At 57.1% G+C, this 19,457-nt stretch carries 19 protein-coding genes; 8 read left to right on the top strand and 11 right to left on the bottom strand.

The features are described from left to right. Nucleotides 1-60 precede the first annotated feature (60 nt). Nucleotides 61-798, bottom strand: a complete 738-nt coding sequence (locus ASG35_RS16225) for a hypothetical protein (protein ID WP_056359339.1) — start codon at nt 796-798, stop codon at nt 61-63. Nucleotides 799-1,009: 211 nt separating this feature from the next. Here ASG35_RS16225 and ASG35_RS16220 point away from each other — a divergent pair, with 211 nt between their 5' ends. The 3 genes from ASG35_RS16220 to ASG35_RS16210 all read left to right on the top strand — a co-directional run bounded on the left by ASG35_RS16220 (nt 1,010) and on the right by ASG35_RS16210 (nt 3,023). Continuing rightward, nucleotides 1,010-1,324 carry a DUF4148 domain-containing protein gene (locus tag ASG35_RS16220; protein ID WP_056359333.1) on the top strand — a complete coding sequence of 105 codons (315 nt, stop codon included), beginning with the start codon at nt 1,010-1,012 and terminating at the stop codon, nt 1,322-1,324. Between the two features lie 72 nt (nt 1,325-1,396). Continuing rightward, nucleotides 1,397-2,440, top strand: coding sequence for an alpha/beta fold hydrolase (locus ASG35_RS16215; protein ID WP_056359330.1), 1,044 nt, complete (start codon nt 1,397-1,399; stop codon nt 2,438-2,440). Nucleotides 2,441-2,495: 55 nt separating this feature from the next. Continuing rightward, nucleotides 2,496-3,023, top strand: a complete 528-nt coding sequence (locus tag ASG35_RS16210; protein WP_056359326.1) for a GNAT family N-acetyltransferase — start codon at nt 2,496-2,498, stop codon at nt 3,021-3,023. Nucleotides 3,024-3,033: 10 nt separating this feature from the next. Here the strand turns inward: ASG35_RS16210 and ASG35_RS16205 are convergent, their stop codons facing one another. Continuing rightward, entirely contained in the window at nt 3,034-3,933 is a 900-nt protein-coding gene (locus ASG35_RS16205) for a LysR substrate-binding domain-containing protein (protein ID WP_056359322.1), read from the bottom strand. A gap of 151 nt (nt 3,934-4,084) precedes the next feature. Here ASG35_RS16205 and ASG35_RS16200 point away from each other — a divergent pair, with 151 nt between their 5' ends. Then, a complete protein-coding gene (locus ASG35_RS16200) occupies nt 4,085-4,936 on the top strand; it encodes a class II aldolase/adducin family protein (protein ID WP_056359319.1) in 852 nt (283 codons plus the stop codon). 93 nt (nt 4,937-5,029) lie between these two features. Continuing rightward, a complete protein-coding gene (locus ASG35_RS16195) occupies nt 5,030-6,391 on the top strand; it encodes an MFS transporter (RefSeq protein ID WP_056359316.1) in 1,362 nt (453 codons plus the stop codon). Here the strand turns inward: ASG35_RS16195 and ASG35_RS16190 are convergent. Continuing rightward, nucleotides 6,376-7,074 (bottom strand): GntR family transcriptional regulator, encoded by a 699-nt coding sequence (locus ASG35_RS16190; protein WP_056359312.1) that lies wholly within the window; start codon nt 7,072-7,074, stop codon nt 6,376-6,378. The genes ASG35_RS16195 and ASG35_RS16190 overlap by 16 nt on opposite strands. Before the next feature lie 232 nt (nt 7,075-7,306). On the opposite strand from ASG35_RS16190, the gene ASG35_RS16185 reads away from it, so the two are divergent. The 3 genes from ASG35_RS16185 (at nt 7,307) to ASG35_RS31410 (ending at nt 10,110) form a co-directional block, all read left to right on the top strand. Then, nucleotides 7,307-8,848, top strand: coding sequence for a Rieske 2Fe-2S domain-containing protein (locus tag ASG35_RS16185; protein WP_056359309.1), 1,542 nt, complete (start codon nt 7,307-7,309; stop codon nt 8,846-8,848). A 69-nt stretch (nt 8,849-8,917) separates the two neighbouring features. Further along, nucleotides 8,918-9,913, top strand: a complete 996-nt coding sequence (locus ASG35_RS16180) for a PDR/VanB family oxidoreductase (RefSeq protein ID WP_056359307.1) — start codon at nt 8,918-8,920, stop codon at nt 9,911-9,913. 23 nt (nt 9,914-9,936) lie between these two features. Next, on the top strand, nt 9,937-10,110 hold the full coding sequence (locus ASG35_RS31410; protein ID WP_156393197.1) for a hypothetical protein: 174 nt from the start codon (nt 9,937-9,939) through the stop codon (nt 10,108-10,110). Here ASG35_RS31410 and ASG35_RS16175 read toward each other — a convergent pair. From ASG35_RS16175 to ASG35_RS31405, 8 genes are all read right to left on the bottom strand, one after another. Then, nucleotides 10,088-10,492, bottom strand: coding sequence for a cupin domain-containing protein (locus ASG35_RS16175; RefSeq protein WP_056359304.1), 405 nt, complete (start codon nt 10,490-10,492; stop codon nt 10,088-10,090). The two genes, ASG35_RS31410 and ASG35_RS16175, sit on opposite strands and share 23 nt — an antisense overlap. Further along, a complete protein-coding gene (gene ampC, locus ASG35_RS16170) occupies nt 10,489-11,649 on the bottom strand; it encodes a class C beta-lactamase (protein WP_056359301.1) in 1,161 nt (386 codons plus the stop codon). The genes ASG35_RS16175 and ampC overlap by 4 nt, the downstream gene beginning before the upstream one ends. 316 nt (nt 11,650-11,965) lie before the next feature. Beyond that, the gene (locus ASG35_RS16165) at nt 11,966-12,370 is read right to left on the bottom strand and encodes a hypothetical protein (RefSeq protein WP_056359297.1); all 405 of its coding nucleotides are present in this window, start codon (nt 12,368-12,370) and stop codon (nt 11,966-11,968) included. Between the two features lie 196 nt (nt 12,371-12,566). After that, the gene (locus ASG35_RS16160) at nt 12,567-12,971 is read right to left on the bottom strand and encodes a hypothetical protein (protein WP_156393196.1); all 405 of its coding nucleotides are present in this window, start codon (nt 12,969-12,971) and stop codon (nt 12,567-12,569) included. Continuing rightward, nucleotides 12,968-15,967, bottom strand: a complete 3,000-nt coding sequence (locus tag ASG35_RS16155; protein WP_235527567.1) for an ImcF-related family protein — start codon at nt 15,965-15,967, stop codon at nt 12,968-12,970. Before ASG35_RS16155 ends, ASG35_RS16160 begins: the two co-directional genes overlap by 4 nt. A gap of 694 nt (nt 15,968-16,661) precedes the next feature. Beyond that, nucleotides 16,662-17,960, bottom strand: a complete 1,299-nt coding sequence (locus ASG35_RS16150; RefSeq protein WP_156393194.1) for a hypothetical protein — start codon at nt 17,958-17,960, stop codon at nt 16,662-16,664. Nucleotides 17,961-18,025: 65 nt separating this feature from the next. Then, nucleotides 18,026-18,283, bottom strand: a complete 258-nt coding sequence (locus ASG35_RS16145; RefSeq protein ID WP_056359286.1) for a PAAR domain-containing protein — start codon at nt 18,281-18,283, stop codon at nt 18,026-18,028. 662 nt (nt 18,284-18,945) lie between these two features. Beyond that, complete coding sequence (locus ASG35_RS31405) at nt 18,946-19,449, bottom strand: hypothetical protein (protein WP_235527566.1); 504 nt, start codon at nt 19,447-19,449, stop codon at nt 18,946-18,948. Nucleotides 19,450-19,457 lie beyond the last annotated feature (8 nt).

The following is a 19,457-nucleotide window of genomic DNA, read 5'->3' as shown; positions in this document are numbered from 1 at the left end:
GGCCGAAAATCTTGAAATCTTGACCGATTTAGTTGAATGCCGAATGTTGTTTTCGTTGGATCAGCCGGGCTTGATCCATCGGCCGGAATCGGGGCAAAGCGTCACGCGTATGCCGTCAAGCCAGACCTGTTCCTCCGCTGGTTGCGGCGAAGCAGAAGGCGCTGTGTCGAAGACGATGCCAAGCGCCTGGGCGATGCGTTCGTTTTCAACCGGAAGCTCCCACGTCAGGAACAGTTGCGTGAAGTCCTGATCCGCCGGAAAGTCGGCGGTACTGAAACCGTCGCCATGACGCCGGATTACGCCGTGAGGCTGACAGGTATCGAAGATCACGACGGTGCCGCGCGTCAACGGAATGCGCAGGTCTATCGACGGGAAATGCAGATCCAGTCCTTTATCGTTGCTTACGAAAAGATTGCAGAAAACCGCGCTGCCATATTGCTCGCCATCGTGGTGGTATCGCGCGCCGCGGCAGACCATGAGCGCTACGTCGCTCGCAGCCACCACGCCGGGCAGTCCGAGCGCGCTCGTCCAATCCACGATCGCCTGCACGCAATGCTTGAAGTCCGGCCAGCGTGCGCGGGCGCGCGCCAACGGCATTTCTTCCACGTCGCCAGGTTCCAGATCCAGGCGCGTCGATATTTCCCTCTCCCAATCTGCAAGAAGGCGTGGCGGCGGCGCGGGTATATCGACGGTGTTTGTCAGCACGATGCCGCTTACGCAGCGGCTGCGGATGACTTCGTCACCTTCGTCACTCCAGAACCAGGAAGTGAGCCGATGTTGATGGGCGAGGGGATTCATCCGCGCATTGTAGATCGATCGGTTTGTATCCCAATGTATCCCGTGCGCCGGGCGTTACACAGCGTTTCATAAGCCGCCTTTCACGACACAAGCCAGATACGTCCAGCGGTTCTAATGATTTCAAGCCAGACGAACTGGCTTCGATGAACCGAATACGCAAACGGGCGTTTGCTGAAAGAACCATTCAAACATTCTCTGAAAGGTGCAAATCATGAAACTGATTCAATCGATGATCGTTGTTGCTGTTGTCGCTATTCCGGCATTGTCGTTCGCGCAATCGAACCCGCCGCTCACGCGCGCCGATGTCCGCGCGCAACTCGTCGACTTGCAAAACGTGGGTTACAACCCGTCGAGCGATCACACGCAATATCCGAGAAATATTGAAGCGGCGCAGGCGCGCGTGAATGCCGAACACGGTGTTGCGGCGTCGTCGTATGGTCCGTCGTCTTCTGGTTCGTCGCAATCCGGTTTGGGCACGACGGGCACGGACGTCATCGGTCTCGGCCCGATTTATTCGAATCCGTGAACGCCAAAAGCGCGCTGCTTTGGCTTGATGCCAGGCGCTCAAATACGACTCGTCTTTTAAGGAGAATCAGCCATGTCGGATCAGATCAACACGCGACGCCGCCGTTTGCTGGGAACGACCATCGCCGGTATCGGTTTGATGGATCTGGGTTTGAGCGGACTCGTCCACGCACAATCCAGCACCGCGCCTTCAGGCGCAAAGCCGTCAACGCGACTGGCTTCATTCGATACCATTCGCCAGGTCAACGCGGGCGCGCTCAACATGGGTTACGCGGAAGCGGGCCCGCAAAACGGACCTGTCGTGATCCTGCTGCACGGCTGGCCCTACGACATCCATAGCTTCGCGGAAGTCGCGCCGTTGCTGGCATCGGCGGGTTATCGGGTAATCGTGCCGTATCTGCGGGGCTATGGTTCGACGCGCTTCCTTTCGGCAGACACGCCACGCAATGGCCAGCAAGCGGTTGTAGCCGTCGATATCATCGCGTTGATGGACGCGTTGAAAATCGATCAGGCGATCTTTGGCGGCTTCGACTGGGGGGCGCGCACAGTGAACATCATCGCGGCGCTGTGGCCTGAACGATGCAAGGCGATGGTCTCGGTCAGCGGTTATCTGATCGGCAGCCAGGCGGCGAACAAAGCGCCGCTGCCGCCGAAGGCCGAGCTCACGTGGTGGTATCAGTTTTACTTTGCAACCGACCGTGGTTACGCGGGTTATGAAGCGAATCGCCATGATTTCAACAAGCTGATCTGGCACACGGCATCGCCAAAGTGGAATTTCGACGATGCCACCTTCGAGCGTTCCGCTGAATCGTTCAACAATCCGGAGCACGTTGCCGTGGTGATTCACAATTATCGCTGGCGTCTGGGACTGGTCGAGGGCGAGGCGCAATACGACGATCTCGAAACGCGTCTGGCGATGGCGCCGCCCATCTCGGTGCCGACCATCACCATGGAAGGCGATGCCAACGGCGCGGCGCATCCTGATCCGGCGGCATACGCGAAGAAGTTCACGGGCAAGTATGCGCATCGGAATATTAGCGGCGGGATAGGGCATAACCTGCCGCAGGAAGCGCCAAAAGCGTTCGCCGATGCGATTATCGACGTGGCTCGTTTTTAACCTGCGTTCTTTTGACGCTGGCAATATCCTGCTTTTACCGTGCCCGGAGAAACGCATGACTGAAGACGTAAGCGTACGACGCATCGGCGCCAGTGAAGTCATGTCCTACGTCGAAGCGTTGACCGACGTGCTGATCGATTGCGTAGAAGGCGGCGCTTCAGTCAGTTTCATGTTGCCGTTGCCGCGCGAGAAAGCGCTCGCGTTTTGGCGCGGCGTCGGCGAAGGCGTGATGCGCGGCGAGCGCGCGTTGCTTGTAGCAGAAGACCACGAACGGCAGGTTCTTGGCACCGTGCAACTGATTCTGGCGCAGCCTGAGAACCAGCCGCATCGCGCCGATGTTGCGAAGATGCTGGTGCATCGCAGAGGACGCCGAAGAGGCATTGCGCATCGGTTGATGACGGCCGCCGAGCAGACCGCGCGCGATGAAGGCAAGTCGGTGCTCGTGCTCGATACAGTCACTGGCGGCGACGCCGAACGCCTTTACGAGCGCGCCGGCTGGCAGCGCGTCGGCGTGGTGCCGAAGTACGCGCTGATGCCGGACGGCGCGTTTTGCAGCACGACCTTCTACTGCAAGCACGTTTGAGCGAAGCGTATTACCACTGCCCGCCCATCCCTGCAATTTCCGCCAGCCACGCCCGGAACGTCCGGACCTTTTCGACGTTCCTGTCGCTCGTCCTGAACGACACAAAATGCGTCTCGCGCATGAACGGCTTGAACTGCCCGGCGCCGAATTCCACCAGTTCGCCTCGCGCAAACTCCCTTTCCGCGAGACGCGTGGTTTCGAGCGCAATGCCCATTCCGTCGACGGCAGCCGAAATCGCCAATGCACCGCGATCGAACGACGGCCGCGGCTTGTTGGGAAACTCGATCCCGTTGAGCACGAACCAATCGCGCCACGTGATGCGGCTCAATTGCGAATCGATCAGCGTAAAACCCTTGACCTGCTCTTCGAGCGAAACGTCGTCGCGCAACATGCTCGGCGAGCACATCGGGACGATACGTTCGGCACCGAGCGCATCGACTTGCAAACCCGGACGCTCGATAGCCGCGCCATAAGTGATCGCGACATCGACTTCATGCAAACGCGTGAGGTCCACCGGCTCCGCGCCCGATGACAATCTGATCGTGATGTCCGTATGCGCCTGCATGAACTTGGGCAGGCGCGGACCCAGCCATTTCACGGCAAGACTCGGCGCGCAATGCACGGCGAGCACCTGCGCCTGAGGTGCGAGCGCAACTTCGCTGCAGGCGTTTTCAATGACATCGAACACGCGGCCGAGACTGTCGAAGAGGCGCCTTCCTTCGGCTGTCGTCTCGACTCTCCGATTACGCCGATGAAACAGCGGCACGCCGAAATAGGCTTCCAGCTCTTTCACCTGATGGCTGATCGCAGATTGCGTCAGATGCAGTTCTTCGGCTGCGAGCGTAAAGCTTTCGAGCCGTGCCGCGGCTTCAAAAGCGCGCAACAGCACGAAGTTCGGGATGCGTCGCATGCTTGTTTGTCTCCGGTTTTTCTAATGGTTTTCATCGATACATGAATGGGATTCATCTTTGTATGAACAGTCATCGTTTGTCAATCAGTGTTGCAAAGCCGAAAGTGGATCCCTGTTCAGGCAACCCAACGAATCAACAGGAGATAGGCAAATGGCGGCAGTCATGGAAGCGGGATCGGAAGTCGTGGAAAAGATCGTGAAGGACGGCAAGGTATCGATCTATCAACCGGAACAAGAGGGTCTGATCTTCCCGGATTTGCCCGTGTTTTCCGATCCGGCGGCGCATCGCCAGCATTTGAAGGAGCGTCTTGTCGGCGCGTGCAGGGCGTTCGCGTTGCAAGGCTTCGATTACGGATTCGCCGGGCATCTGACGGTGCGCGATCCGGAAAATCCAGGCTTGTACTGGACCAATCCGATGGCCATCCATTTCTCGCAAGTGAAGGTATCGAACCTGATTTGCGCGGATCACGAAGGCCGCGTGGTCGAGGGCAATCACGCGATCAACCGTGCCGGTTTCGTGCTGCACGCGGCGGTCCACGAGATGCATCAGGACATCGTCGCCATGTGCCACGCACACACGGTTTATGGCACGGCCTACGCCGCGCTTGGCAAGAAGCTCGAACCGATCACGCAGGACGCGGCGGCGTTCTTTGAAGACCACGTCGTGATCGGCGACGAAGCCGGGCAAGTCGCCGTGGAAAAAAAGGCCGGCCACAAAGTGGCGAACGCATTCAAGGGCGTGAAGGCGGCGATCCATCAGAACCACGGCTTGCTGACGGCGAGCCGGCACAGCATTGAGTCGGCGGCTTTCTGGTTTATCGCGCTGGAACGTTGCTGCCAGCAACAGCTTCTCATCGATGCAACCGGCATCACGCCGAAACTCGTCACCCCGGATCGCGCGCGCTACAGCCGCGAACACGTGGGCAGCGAATACATCGGCTGGCTGCACTTTCAGACCATCTGGAACGACCTCGTGGCAACGCAGCCGGACATGTTCGACTGATCTGCTGCAAGGCATCAGCACAAGAAAACGCAGGACGACACGGCCACCCAGAACGGCCGGCGTCCCGCTCCAATCCGTCCCCAGGAGACACGCATGAATCCCGCCAGTCTGGCTGCACTCAGCAAACGCGACGAAGCCGCCACGTTCGCGAAGATCACGTGGCGACTACTGCCATTCCTGTTTCTCTGTTATCTCTGCGCGTATCTCGATCGCATCAACGTGGCGTTTGCGAAACTGCAGATGCTCAAGGACCTGAATTTCAGCGATGCCGTCTATGGCGCCGGCGCGGGCGTTTTCTTCGTGGGTTATCTGCTGTTCGAGGTGCCGAGCAACCTGCTGTTGCTGCGCGTCGGCGCACGGCGATGGATCGCGCGAATCATGATCACGTGGGGCATCATCTCGGCCGGCATGATGTTCGTGACATCGCCCATGAGCTTCTATGTCATGCGTTTTCTGCTGGGCGTGGCCGAAGCGGGTTTTATCCCAGCCATCCTGTTCTATCTGACCTACTGGTTTCCGGCATCGCGTCGCAGCAAGGTGACCGCGCTTTTCATGACCGGCATTCCCATGTCCGGCGTCGTCGGCGGCCCGCTTTCCGGTTGGATCATGAGTCACATGGGCGGCATCCACGGGCTCGCGGGATGGCAATGGCTGTTTGTCCTCGAAGGCATCCCCACGGCTTTGCTCGGTCTTATCGCGCTGTTTTATCTCAACGATAAAGTCAGCGATGCCCGCTGGCTCAGCGCGCCGCAACGCGCTTTCCTGGAACGCGCACTCGATGAAGAACGTTCGCCCGACCTGCTGCACTCGGTTAAGGACGGCCTGATGCATCCGAAGGTTCTGCTGCTGAGTCTGATCTATTTCTTCTTCACGATGGGCCTCTACGGCGTGAGCTTCTGGCTGCCCACGTTGATCAAGGCGAGCGGTGTGCAGGACACGCTGGATATCGGTTTGCTGAGCGCGATTCCCTATGCCGCCGCGGCTATCGCCATGGTGCTCGTCAGCCATTCCTCCGACCTGAGCGGCGAGCGCCGCTGGCATCTTGCGTTGCCCGGAATCATCGGAGCGGCGGGCTTGTATTTCAGCGTGTCGTACGCCCATTCAACGCCGATCGCAATGGTCGCGCTGACCATCGGCACCATGGGCGTCATGACCACGATCTCGCAATTCTGGGTCTTGCCGCCAGCCATCCTCGGCGGTGCAGCGGCGGCTGCGGGACTCGCCGTTGCCAATTCCGTGGGCAGCATTTCTGGCGTCGTCAGTCCCTACGTGATCGGGCTGATCCAGACGGCGACGGGATCGACCAGCAATGGCGTGCTCGGCCTGGCGGTAAGCCTGGTGATTGGCAGCGTGCTGGTGTTCACGGTGCCGGCGAAGCTGGTGAACATCCGCCGGCGGGAAGCGCAGTCGAGCGCTCGTCCGGTGCTCGATGCCAGTCCTCAGACGCGTACCTGAGCGGAGGCGTTGCTGGTGTCGTCGGCCAGCACTTCGCCCAGGCGCTTGACGAGGTTTTCCCGGGCGCGATGCGTGTGCAGATTGGTCAGTTCGACGGCAGCGGCTGCGTCGCCGGCAATGATGGCATCGAAGATCGCCGCGTGTTCGTCCCAGATCGATTTGCGTTGCGCCGACGACTGCAGCACCGCGCCCATCACGCGGCGCAAATGCACCCAGTGGAGATGAGCGGTTTGCTCGATCAACGGATTGCCCGACGCACGATAGATGGCGGAATGGAAGGCCCAGTCCGCGTCGATCATGGCTTTGACGTCGTCACCTTTCGAAGCGCGCCGGCCCTTCGATATCAGCGTCTTGTCGAGCGTCGCGCCTCGCTGCGCCGCCAGGCTCGCCGCCAGCGAATCGAGCGCGCCGCGGATTTCGTAGAGATGCGCGATCCAGGTGGCATCGAGCGGCGCAACGAGCAAACCGCGGCCAGGCGCGTCCTGCACGAGGCCATCTTTTTTAAGCAGGCGCAGCGCTTGAAGAACGGGTGAACGCGATACCGCAAGCTGCTCTGCGATTTCTTCCTGCGTGATGCGTGCGCCGGGCGCGAGGGACCCTTCGCTGATGGCGTCGAGGAGCACTTTGTAGACTTCATCGACGTAGTCGGTGCGTGCCTGAAGCTTGAGGAGTTTGGCGGCCATGATTGCTCTCGAATGTTTCTGGATACAGAGTTCAAGAGCGTACAGGCAGTGCGCGGCGGGCGCAAATGGAACGGGGCAAGCTGGCCCAAACCTGACCACCAAGCGTTTACCTGTAGAGACATGGCCGCATTGCGAAACTAATCTTTGTATACAGAGTTCGGAGTTCAGAAGCCGGAATTCATAAAACAGCAGGTAGCAGTTCCCCTTATCGATACACCCAGCAGAGGCGCACATGAACATCAAGTCGGAAAAGGCAGAAGGGCAGAAAAGCAGCGGCGGTGGCGTGGTACAGAAGAAGCTGGTGCCCTTTGGCGGCTACTACACGAACAAAGTCCCGGGCCACGATCCCGAGCTCACCGAAACCGGCCCGGGCACGCCGATGGGCGAATATATGCGCGCGTTCTGGCATCCGGTATGCATGGCCATAGAGCTCACCGATACCCCGCGCTTCCTGAAGATCCTCGGCGAAGAACTGGTGGCGTTCCGCGACGGCAGCGGCGCCGTTGGCGTGTTGCATGCGCATTGCGTGCATCGCGGGGCATCGCTGGAATATGGCGCGATCCAGGAGCACGGCATCAAGTGCTGTTATCACGGCATGGTCTTCGACGTGGACGGCACTTGCCTCCACGTGCCGTTCCCGAATGGCGAAGAAAAAGAAGCCGAGAAATACGCGTGTTCAATCCAGCAGGGCGCGTATAAAGCCGTCGAGCGTCACGGCCTCGTGTTCGCCTATATGGGACCGCCCGACAAGGAGCCGCCGTTCCCCGAATGGGAAGGCGATTTCACTGTAGCCGCGACCGATGAACTCGTGCCCTACAGCAACTTCCAGCATTGCAACTGGCTGCAGGTTCAGGACAACGCCGCCGACAACTATCACCCGACCGCGCTGCACGCCGGCAAGAACGTGGTCAACGGCAAGTTCCAGGGCACGACCTTCGACGAAGTCGGCGCCAAGTCCATGGAAGTCGCGCCCGACATGCATTTCGTGCCGGTCCAGCAGGGACGCAGCCTCGCCTGCGCGGGCGCTCGCCGTGTCGACAAAGATCGTATGTTCGTGCGTGTCCAGCATCAAGTCCTGCCCAACTTGAGCCTGCACGCCTATACATCGGAAGATGGTGCCAAGAAGAAGCTCTTCAGCCGCTTTCACATCATTCGCTGGACCGTTCCTGTCGACGATGAAAATTCGAAGATGATCGGCTGGCGCGTCATGGGTCCGGGAATCGATACACGCGGTATCGGCGATAAATCGCTCGTCGGTTACGAGTCGATCGACTTCCTCGAAGGACAAGTCGCCATGCGCCGGCCCGAGCGCTTCGGCAAATACAAGCTCGAAGAATTGCCGCCGATCCCGACGAATCATCGCGAACGCGAAAACTACAAGGACGCGCAATACGCTCCCGGCGATTACGAAGCCATCATCAGCCAGCGCCCGATCGCTGTGCATTCGCTCGAAAATCCGACCAAGTTCGATGCCGGTCTGTTCCTCTTTCGCAAGATGCTGCGCGATGCGGTTCGCGGAACGAACCCGGCGGCAACGGCGGAAAATTTCGCGGAATGGTTCAAGGCAAATGCCGGTTCGCCCAACAGCTATTGCTCGGGCAACGTGTTCGATCTTCCGGAAGCGGCGAGCGTCGAGCAGGAAGTCGCCAACCGTCGCGCGCTGACGAAAAAGCTGGTCGCAATCCTGACGGAAAGCGAAGCGTTCAAGGGCGAGGAACGCGCGCAATTCGTGCGCGAGAAATTCGAATCGCTCGAAGCGTCGATGAAAGCGTGAAGATCAGCGGCGGCGCGCGCCGGGTCATGCCGAACGCGCCGCCGTTTGAAAGAACCAACAGGAAAGTCCATGGCAAGTCCAGACAATGACAACCCGGCGAACGGGCGCACGCTCGATCTGATGGTGCGGCAGATCCGCTTCGAAGGAAAAGGCATCAACTCGTATGAATTCGTCGATCCCGAAGGCGAAGCGTTGCCGCCTTTCACGGCCGGCGCGCATATCGATATCCATCTGAAGGGCGGCACCGTCCGGCAATATTCGCTCAGCAATGCGCCGAGCGAGCGGCATCGCTACGTGATCGCCGTGTTGCGCGACGAAGCCGGGCGCGGCGGATCGAAAGCCGTGCACGACACGCTGCGAGTGCAGGATCGCGTGAAGGTCAGCGCGCCGCGCAACAACTTCGAACTCGCCGCCGATGCAAAAAAAGTCGTGCTGCTGGCGGGCGGCATTGGCGTGACGCCGTTGAAAGCGATGGCGCATCGGCTGGAGGAAGCGGGCATCGAGTACGAGATGCATTACTGCGCGAAGGACGCGCGCTGCACGGCGTTCACCGACGAACTGGCGAGCATCAAGTCGGCCGGGCACCTGCATTTTCATTTCGACAACGGTGATCCGTCGGCGGGATTGAATATTGGCGAACTGCTGCGAGAACCCGCCGATGACACCCACGTCTACTATTGCGGCCCGGCGGGATTCATGAAAGCGTGCGCGGCCGCGGCGCAACACTGGCCGTCAGGCACCGTTCACTTCGAGCACTTCAAGGCGCCCGAACGCGACCTGAGTCAGCAGGTTGCGGGCGCGGTGGGCGAGTTCATCGTGAAGATTGCGAGCACCGGGCAGATGATTCCGGTGACTGCGGACCAGAGCATTGCCGACGCGCTCGACGAAGCTGGCGTGCCGATAGAAACATCCTGCCGCGCGGGCCTTTGCGGCACGTGCAAGGTGCGTTATCTGTCGGGTGAAGTCGAGCATAACGACTGCATTCTGGGCGACGACGAAAAGCGCGATTACCTGACCGCGTGTGTATCGAGGGCGGTGAGCAGGGAACTCGTGCTGGACCTGTAACGCTTGCCCGAGGCGGAGACATCATGTTCGTGCGCTGGGTTTGCTGGATCCGCTGGGCGATAAAGCGAATATGCAATAGCCACGCCGAGCTGATCGGCGATTCCGGCTGGTCGATGACCCGGCGCGATGACGACAATACTGGTCATATCGAGGGCGCCGTGCCGGAGCCGGATTTCAGTTCGAAGCCGGAACGTTGAACGGCTTCCCCGGAACCCATGCCCAGGTCGCCAAGACCTTCGCGCCCGCAGGTCCGGCGGTCGTGACATGGGCGACATTCGTCGGCATGGCCCAGCTCTCGCCCGCGTGAACGGTTCGTGGCGGCTCGCCGTCGGCCAAGAGGGTGACTTCGCCTTCGAGGACGTAGCAAAGTTCCGGGCCCGTCGCCTTGTGCCGTGGCTTGGCTGCGTTCGGCGGGAACTCTGAAATTCCCATGCCCATCTCGCGGTCAGTTCCAGCAACTGGAATCCTTTGCAGAACGACGGTTTCTTTGGCGGCAGGCGCCTTGCCGGCTGCGAACGACTGCACCGACTGCACGCTTATGACAGCGGCTATTACTAGTAAATATCGATGACGGGTCATTGCGCCTCCTTCGCCAATGATTCGAGAATCTGGTATGCCGCCGTGACACGTGCATCGTTGGGAATGTTCTTGTTTGCCAGCATCACGATTCCCAGGCGCTTTTGCGGAATGAACGCCACGTAAGCGCCGAAACCGTTGGTCGAGCCGGTCTTGTTGATCCAGACATCGTCACGCGGCGGTTGCGGCGGCTTGAGTTCGGTAACAGGCGTTGCGTTCAGAATCATCGCGGGCGCATTGCCTTCCAGCAGTTTTTCAAGCGCGACCGGATACGGATACTGTTCCCATATCAAATCTTGCGTCATGGGCCCGGCGTTGAAATAGCCCGTGTGGGTATCGGTTATTGCGCGTTGCAGTTTTGAGTCGAGATCGATCAGGCCCATGTTGGCTTGGAGAAAACGCAGCATGTCGGCCGCCGTGGTCCGGATGCCGTATGCCTCGGACGAAAGTACGCCGGGTTTCATCCTGATCGGCGCGTCGGTTTTGGTGTAACCCTCCGCGTAGTCTTTCATTCTTGCTGCGGGCACGTTGATGTAGCTGCTCCGCAGGCCGAGCGCGGGAAAGAGGTTTTTTTCCATGAGCGCGTCGAAGTCCTGATTCATGCTTTTCGCCGTGATGAGGCCGAGCGTTCCAATGCCGGGATTCGCATACGTCCGATACGTCCCCGGCGCGTATGCAGGCTTCCATTGCCTGAAGTACTGCATCAATTCGCCGATATTGTTCACGTTATCCGGCACCTGCAACGGCAGGCCGCCCGGCGTGTGCGTTCCGAGGTTCAACAGGGATACATTGCCGAACGGCGTGTTTTGCAGCACGGGAAGGTACTTGCTCGTGCGGTCCGACAAAGACAGGTAGCCGTCGACCCGCGCCTTGGCGGCAAGCGTTGCGGTGAATGTCTTGCTGATCGATCCAAGCTCGAACAAGGTGTTATCCGTAACCGGCTTTCGCGGTTGCGCCGATGCCAGACCATAGTTGAATACATACGGCTTGCCGTCGGAAATAACGCCGACTGCCATGCCGGCGATTTCGTACTGTTTCATCAGCGGTTGTATTGCGCGGTCCACTTCCGTCCGGATATCTTTACCGGTCGCGTGAACCACGCCTGGAATCGTGCACGAAAAAACGATTGCTGCAAAAAGACGGACTGCTCTCAATTTCATTTCCCTGATCCTTGGCGGGCTTGGGTTGAGCCAAACTGCTGAGGCAGGAGTATCCGGTTTTTCCGGTCAACGGACTATCGACGATAAGTTATCCGAGGCAAAAGAAAATCTATCGCCGGGAAAATGCCCGAAGAAGCCCTAAAGAAAACGCCGCTCCGGCCGATATGCATTGCAAGGACATCGTTGCACAGCTTGTCACCGTAATTGCCATGATTCGGATATCGTGGCGCGGTCGGGGAGGGTGCACCTTTTCGAATTAGAGCAGACAGCTTCAATGATCAAGACTCACAACAAAAGGCGCCTTCCGGCGCCTTTTTTATTTATTATATCTAGCTTTCCCAATTTCGGCCTTAGCTTCAGCAAGGCGCACGATTAACCGATGTTCTCGCTCGAACTCACGAATGCCCCTGCCAGCCGCTTGCTTCGCTTCCAGCGCGAGCCTCCTAGGAGCGAGCCGCTCATTGGCTTCATGTTCGCCAAATCTTTCAACTAGGTCTTTTCGAGAAGGCGCGTCTGGCGGATCGGCTTCAAGTAGGTGCTCATATGCCTCCGCATCCGCATCCCGCAACGCTTCGTATTCGGCATAGAGCGCAACCCGTTCTTCCTTTGTATAAAACTCGTCAATCATCTTGAGTAACGCAATCGCAGACAACGGCACGCACAGTCTTTCAATTGCTTCTAGGATCGGTTTCTGTATTGCTGCTATCTCTTTTGTTTCCAACTTTCCACTCCTTATGGTGGCGCACTTGCGCCGATTAATAATTTTCGTCGGACGGCGTCGTAGCGGAAAACGAGCCGGGCAACCTATCAGCTCGTCATATGTGCGATGCGCGTAGCCCACTCGGCTTCGACCTTGAAACCATAAAAGCCATTTAGTCTTACCGCGCTGGCGCAGTTGATCGCGAAAGCTACATACGCTAGCCGATGTGCGCGATGTCTCCCACAGAATCCGTCGACGCGACTGAATAAGGCGCCATACACGTTGCGCGAAACAGCTCGAACGTCTTATCCGGTGCGAGATAGCGAACGCTGGGCTCGTTATAAATGATATGTACGACGTTCAGGACACCGAGCAACGCGGGACCAGCAAACGCCTTGGTTGCACCTTGGCGCACTCGGGTTTCCGGCACGCCTGCGTCTCGTCGCGATGCAATGTAACGGGCGATCTCGCCGACTTTGGCACACATCACCTCATCAATTGCGTTCGCCCGGGCTGGGTTGCATATGGAGGTGATAAAGACAAGAACGGCAAGCGTGGCGCGTCTTATGGCTGCCTTTGGTGATGCCAATATTGCACCTGAGTGTTCGTTATGCAAGGTCATAACTGACCTCCCACGTCGCCACCGGGCAGCGGCATGGCCGCTTGTTTCGCAGCCTCGCGTGCCGCTTTTGGCAACGGCGGCGGGCTTGCGCTCCGCTCTATTTTCGTACCGCGCGGTTTTTCGATGAACATGTGGTTCGGCAACTTCAACCCTCTTAACGCGAGCAATTCCAACGGGCCTTTGCCGATATCAACCCGCATAAAGTAGCTCAGGGGATAGCTCAGATTCGGCGATGCAGCGGCGAGCGGCTGCTGCGTGATGAGGCTAACAAGCGATGCGTGATTCGAGACTGCGCTGACTTGCGTTGATTGCGCTGAAGCGCCCCAATCGTCGCCACTTCGAGCTGCGCCGTGCTCGCTGGAAGCTACGAGCGCCGACGCCAGCGGCGCGACTGCCCGCATCCCCCGCGTATCCGGTTCAGCCTGCCATGTCAGTTGAAACGTGGCGTCATCGATTGGTTCAATCTTCGCGCGCTCAAGCATCCGTACCAACGCCCAGCGTCCGCCAAACTCAAAATTCTTGCTGGTTCCTGCCGTTTCCGTTTGCCACTGAAGCCGCGTTCCCACAATCTGCGGATCGTTCGATGGCCATTGCAATCCCTGCCACCGTTCGCGCTGATTGTAGTAATGCAGTTTTTGCGCATCGAGCGTGAGGACCGTATCGGTAATACCAGGTGTCGGAATCGGCTTCAGATCGAACCGATATCGCGCCTCACCCTCCGGCATCCAATGCCCCCCGACGCGCTGCAAAATATTCATGACGCGCAGGAATTCGGGATCGAATGTCAGCGCGCCGCCGCGCGTGTTGGCTTCGACCCATCGATCGCCTCGCAATTCCAGAACGCCCGCCAGCTGCGTGCTCAGGAACGACGCAATCAGTCCTCCTCGCGGCCGGATGAATCGCGCGAGTTCAGGAATCGATGCATCGTTGTCGGTGTTATCGAACGGGTATCGACCGGTGAATGCTGTGTTCCAGTGCGCGGCGATGTCCTCGTTCCAGACATCGTTCAAACTGGCCTGCGCGGGCTGGATGACGATCTGCGTGGCTTGGGCCACGGGCCGCACGAACAGCGCGTCGCCCATGCCGGACCACTGCGCCCCAAGACTTGCCGAGACGAGTTGCGCGTAGGCTTGGGTATCGGCGAGTTCGGAGTTTTTACCCTGAAACAGGGCTTGCGCGAGTTGACGCGTTTGAATATCGGCATCGGTGCCGTTGTCGATTTGCTGGAGCTTTAAACGCAACGCGATGATGCGTTCGATGTAGCGTTGAAAGCTGACATCGCTGATGGCGACGTTGGCGTTGGCTTTACCAGAAGTCGTGTCATTAATCTGACAAATAAGCTTGAGCACCGGGCCAAACGATGCCGATAACGGCCCTGCGTTTTGGGCAATTGCGACGGCTTGCGGATCGTATTTCTTGCCGAAGATGTTCTGCGCCTTGGCAACCAGCGTGTCGGAGAGTGACGCTTGATGCACCCCTGCCGTGCCTTGGTAATCAAGCGATTCTATCAGTGCGATGACCGGCGATTGGCGTGCATCGGCGAGCAGTTTCATTTGTTCGATTGCCGCAGGAATGTTCGATGCCGACTGCCACTGCAACGCGTTCATGAACGACTGCCAGTGCTCGGCATAGTCATTGAAGTATTGCGTGGTGAGGGCCGCTTCGAGCGTTTCGGTGGATTGGGCTTTTGACGTGTCGTTGCCATCGCCGTTATTCGCGAGTACCCAGTCGCGCGTCACGTCGCGGCTTTTAGCGGCATCAGTGATGGCCGCTGCCACATAGCCTTCGTAAGCTTGACGTGTGTAGACGCCCGGCACGCTCGCGCTTGAACGGATGAGGCCGCGTGTATCGGTGCCAGTGGTCAGTGATGCCAATGTTTGATCTGGAAACTTGCTACCGGCGCCAGCGAGCACGCTTTGATACACCGTGTCCTCAGAATTGCGCACGCCAATCATCGAAAGCAACGTCTGACGCGATGCGTTCACGAGTTCTGCGCGCGGCTGAATGCGCCAGTCATCGTGTGCTTTGAGGTGTTGCGCATAAAAGCCCAGCAACTGCTCACCGATATCAAGCTTCGCACCCACGGAAACGTTTGCGTTCGAAGTCCAGTAACGGGTAAGTTGTGGTTTGATAAATGCAGATTCAACCCGGCCGGGTTCAGCGAGCATCAAGTATGTTTTAAGCGCATTATGCCCTTCGAGGGCGGCGCTGTTTGCGTGGTCATCAAGGGAATCGGTGGGCATCTGGCTTAAATCCACCAGCGTCGCTTCGAGGTTCTGCTGGATCGGCGAGACTAGAAGCGATTTGCTCGCTGAGACATACGAGGGCCATAAAGCGGAGAGGATCGCTTTATCCTGATTCAGGCCGAAGCGGGACCATAACGGCGGCTGATGCGCAACGCGTTGTTCAGAGAAACCGATTTGCTGCTGCAAGGCGAGCAGTGCGTTGAGCTGAGCGGCGGAATCGGGCGCGTTCTTGAGCGTTTGAATAAGCTCACGCGCATTGAACACGTTGCGTGCGTTGGTTATGCCGGAGATCAGCATGCCGGTAGTCCACAACCCGAGAAGCACAAGCGCGATCGTTGAAAACACCGTCACCGGATGCATGCCCACGCGCTCGCCGTGCGCCTTACGCGAGATCGCTGCAAGATGCGTCCACAACGGCAAGTCGGCACTCGTCGGTCCGTTCGATTCGACGCTCTCACCCGCTGCAACCGGGAACGGCGCAAAGAACGCACCGCTCACCGATTGATGCCTCTTGCCACGATTGGACAGCGACGCAATCATCGTGGCAAGCGGTGCGCTGCGCTCATCAAGTCTCTGCGAAAGTTTTGCGCCATAGCGGTCCTTATCATTTCGGATCAGTTGCCCGATGGCCGCATCCGCGAGACACCTGCGCAACGCCAATAAATCCGCTTCAATCACACGCTCTTCAGCGCCATCCGCAAATGCACATCCGACCAACGCGGAACGCTCGCGGTTAAGAGCATCGGTCAAAGAAACATCGAGCGCATAAACGGGTGGCGACCAATGCAACGCATTGACTATTCGAGCAAGTTTCACACTATGTGCATTCAAACCCCGTTGTTGAGGCGCTAAAGCATCGCTACCATCTACCGTTAAAATGATTGCATCAATTGGCCTGTGACGACGCAATTTGTAGAGTGCCCGTAGCCAGTTTTCATCCGGGCTGCCGTCGGCGTTTGTCTTCGTTAAAAGGAGTATCGCGTTGTCCATGATAGCCCAACGATTCGCGGTGAACTTTGGCATCAACCTGCTAATGGCCGAATCATCGCCGGCCAGTAATAACCACGGCCGCCGATACTTCCAGCGCCACCCCAACTCCGCGCGAAGATGGGCACGCAGATCGTTCAAATGCTCATCCCCGTTGGTCACTCTGGAAGCGGAAGAATCCCCGCCTGCACGCCGCTTGAAAACGACGCCAGCCGCATGAAACGCCCCGGTCCGGGAAACGAAAACGCTAAGCAGTACGAGCGCTGCGAATATCGCCAGAATCCAAGCGGATGCCATAAGCTTGTCTTCACGCTGGGAAATTGGAATCCAGTCACCCGCCAGCCAGACGAGACACAGCGCGCCCAATGCAAGCACCGCAAGCATCAACGCGATTCCCCATACGCCTATTTTCTCAACATCGGAAACGGATGGATCGATCTCATTCAAGTGTGCAAGGTCATTGAGGTTCTTGAGGTTCTTCAGTTTCGGCTCGATTTTCATGCTTGGGCGGCGGATTTGCATAGAGGATGGCCGACTGAGCCGTCCCCGATTGATTAAGAATAAGTTGTGGGCCTTCTTCGCCTGATTCAATTGCGGCAGCGATCGCGAGCCAGGGAGCAGCCGAACCAGCATGTCCGATGATTCGATCCGGGATGTGTATCGCGGATAGATTGGCAAGACCTTCGAACGATGCGTTCTTTAGGGCGGACGCCAATCTTTTATCGAAATCAGGATCAAAACCGCTAATCCATGCGTGAAGTACTTCTGAGGCTGAGGTCTTGCCCCACAGCGCGGACATGGCAAGTTCGCGGGTTACGCCCATTGCGTTTTGCACGTTAATAGCCACAGGACGATGCAGCCTACCGATAGTCTTGAGAGAATCGGCTGCCAAATGTATTTCGGAGTCCCGGCTAAAAAGAATTGCAACACCACCTTCAGTGCTTCCGACCGGTGGGACCACGTCGTACCATTCCGCAGCGATCACGAGCAAGGGTCTCGTTTCCCCGACGTCAAGCCATTCATCCAGTAACATCAATCCATCATTGGCGGCTACAACTTCACAGCCGATAGCCGCAAGATCAAGTTCTGAAAGCGCGTCGTGGACATGCTTCAAGCGTGAGGATGCGGTGTCAGCATCGACGACAATAATGCGCGCGACGGGTATGTACTTCGACTTTGAGCGCGACAATGCGCGCAGCGTATCGGCGAGTGGCGCAAGTATGTTTGCAATGACGTGACTGAAACCATCCGGTTTGGTTTGACTTTTGCCGATATCCCGAACGACCGCAATGTCACTGCCCTCCGTATTCTCCGCAGAGGCGTTCTCTTCTTGCGCGTGTTGATAATCGACATCGGGCTCAATGTCCGGCAAGCGCGAATGGAGTACCCGTCCAGTCGATGCGCGTGGCGATTGACTCGCTAAAACGTTTTTCTCTGAAATTATGGTGGCGGCTAGCGCTTCGTTATCGACGGGAAAAAGATAAGTCTGCGTCAGGACATGAAGTGGCGTTTGTGCATAGCTGATCCGATTACGCAGCCAGTTTTGACGATGCTGATTTCTATAAAGTGCACGAAGATGAGCAGTCTCGAAGCTTGCGCGTGCGCAGCCAAAAACCAGCAGAAATGCCGCATTGGGCATTCCAACAACAAATAGCCAGAACTTCGCACTCGCGGCAGGCAGACTTGCAGGCCACAACAGCAGCGCGACACAGGCGCCGATTGAGCAGAACACGGCCCAGATAACAATCCACGACACGAGATTGAACCGGCGCTTTGGGTAGGGACTTGGCGGACCGCCAGGTGTGAGATCGACGGGCACGCTTAAGCGATGGTCACGTTCACGAGCGACGAGAGTAAGCGGCAACCGCACGCGCAACAATGGTGATGCAGTGCAATCGACTTGCCCTTGTCGTTGAAAAATGGATGGCCTTCGGAAATGGTGGTATCGCCGTGCAGATCGCAAATGGCCGAATCACCTTTGCGCGCGATGCGACGACCCGCAAAATCCATGTCTGGAGAGCCGCTTGTCACGTGACCACCGTTTTCGAGTTCATCACCGACGCGGATAGGGTTTTTCATTTGAAATGGTTTGGTCCAGAAAAGGGCGGAAGTGAACGGGTCATCTGTTATTTGCGCGTTGCCGTTGCGAAGCTATCTATTTAACTTCATTTGAAAGTCGCGTAATACAGATTTAGGTATGTTTTTATCAAAATATGTTGATTCCAGGTACCGATGCCGATTGTTTTTTGTTAGGTTTAAAAACTGGTCGCCGCAGGCCGGATTTTGTTCTAAAAATTTATTTTTTTGTTTCGAGTAAATGCAAACCCGGTAAATCATCTACGCTTACTACTTTTCAATTTTAGTCCAAGCCAGTTCGATCTATTTCAAAAAATTTCCGCGATCTTTCAGTTAATTCCATTTGGATCGTATTGAAAAATTGATGTTTTAACCGGGGTAAGCCGTCGTTTTTATACGAATTCGAGCAACTAAAAAGCAATGGGCTGACTGTAAGCTCTTGGAACATACATTGACATCCCACAATGATCGATTGCTGAGTTTTTTCAAAATCGGTGAGTCGAGTGACATACATTGATGAGTAAGTTGGGTTGCTCGAAAGCAGTACGCGAGCAGCGATTGCCATGGCATGGACTTCATCTGAAGCTACCGTTCTTATTTCCAAATATTGCCCCAGAAGAGTTTGCGAGCGGCGTACCGGGTTAGGTGCGCAGTATTTGGCTTGTTCATTGGTTTTCGTCAAACAGGTGAGCGCACGCCAGATCATCGGCAACGACTCGGATATTTTTTTCTATCTCCCAGACCCCCGGATAAGCATCCGCGCTGCAATCAAGCTCTCCCGAAGGAGCAACGAACCGTCCGTCCGGGGAAATCGCAGACGATCCAGCGTCACCTGTCCCACCAAAAGCATATTTTTTTAGTTGTGAAATTTTCCGTCCTGCAACATTCGCCCCTCTTAAGCTAACAAGATTGGTCGAACTGCCGAGACGAGCTACTGTAGCTACGTAAAGAAATGGACGCACGTTCACAAAATCAAGAGAAATATAGATTTTTTTTATTAAATTAACATCCGTTAATACACCGACAGCTTTTGGAATTAGCGATACCGACAAAGGCAAAGTTGCACTGCAATTTTTTAAACTAGCAACTGCAATATACTCACGTTCCGATAACATTAAAGCTCGTCGATCAAAACTTTCTATCGCATATCGTGGAGTTGTTGCTAACAAGCAACTTC

This window comes from Burkholderia sp. Leaf177 (assembly GCF_001424345.1).
Taxonomy (GTDB): Bacteria; Pseudomonadota; Gammaproteobacteria; order Burkholderiales; family Burkholderiaceae; genus Caballeronia.
The sequence above is the reverse complement of the archived record's forward strand: the minus strand, read 5'-3'. Positions and strand labels throughout refer to the sequence as shown.

Bases quoted from the DNA above. Each gene is read 5' to 3' on its own strand.
- ASG35_RS16175 (WP_056359304.1), bottom strand. From the start codon at position 10,492: ATGACCCGTCATCGATATTTACTAGTAATAGCCGCTGTCATAAGCGTG.
- ASG35_RS16210 (WP_056359326.1), top strand. From the start codon at position 2,496: ATGACTGAAGACGTAAGCGTACGACGCATCGGCGCCAGTGAAGTCATG.
- ASG35_RS16225 (WP_056359339.1), bottom strand. From the start codon at position 798: ATGAATCCCCTCGCCCATCAACATCGGCTCACTTCCTGGTTCTGGAGT.
- ASG35_RS16200 (WP_056359319.1), top strand. From the start codon at position 4,085: ATGGCGGCAGTCATGGAAGCGGGATCGGAAGTCGTGGAAAAGATCGTG.
- ASG35_RS16205 (WP_056359322.1), bottom strand. From the start codon at position 3,933: ATGCGACGCATCCCGAACTTCGTGCTGTTGCGCGCTTTTGAAGCCGCG.
- ASG35_RS16190 (WP_056359312.1), bottom strand. From the start codon at position 7,074: ATGGCCGCCAAACTCCTCAAGCTTCAGGCACGCACCGACTACGTCGAT.
- ASG35_RS16195 (WP_056359316.1), top strand. From the start codon at position 5,030: ATGAATCCCGCCAGTCTGGCTGCACTCAGCAAACGCGACGAAGCCGCC.
- ASG35_RS16160 (WP_156393196.1), bottom strand. From the start codon at position 12,971: ATGACCTTGCATAACGAACACTCAGGTGCAATATTGGCATCACCAAAG.
- ASG35_RS16220 (WP_056359333.1), top strand. From the start codon at position 1,010: ATGAAACTGATTCAATCGATGATCGTTGTTGCTGTTGTCGCTATTCCG.
- ASG35_RS16215 (WP_056359330.1), top strand. From the start codon at position 1,397: ATGTCGGATCAGATCAACACGCGACGCCGCCGTTTGCTGGGAACGACC.
- ASG35_RS16145 (WP_056359286.1), bottom strand. From the start codon at position 18,283: ATGAAAAACCCTATCCGCGTCGGTGATGAACTCGAAAACGGTGGTCAC.
- ampC (WP_056359301.1), bottom strand. From the start codon at position 11,649: ATGAAATTGAGAGCAGTCCGTCTTTTTGCAGCAATCGTTTTTTCGTGC.
- ASG35_RS16180 (WP_056359307.1), top strand. From the start codon at position 8,918: ATGGCAAGTCCAGACAATGACAACCCGGCGAACGGGCGCACGCTCGAT.
- ASG35_RS31410 (WP_156393197.1), top strand. From the start codon at position 9,937: ATGTTCGTGCGCTGGGTTTGCTGGATCCGCTGGGCGATAAAGCGAATA.
- ASG35_RS16185 (WP_056359309.1), top strand. From the start codon at position 7,307: ATGAACATCAAGTCGGAAAAGGCAGAAGGGCAGAAAAGCAGCGGCGGT.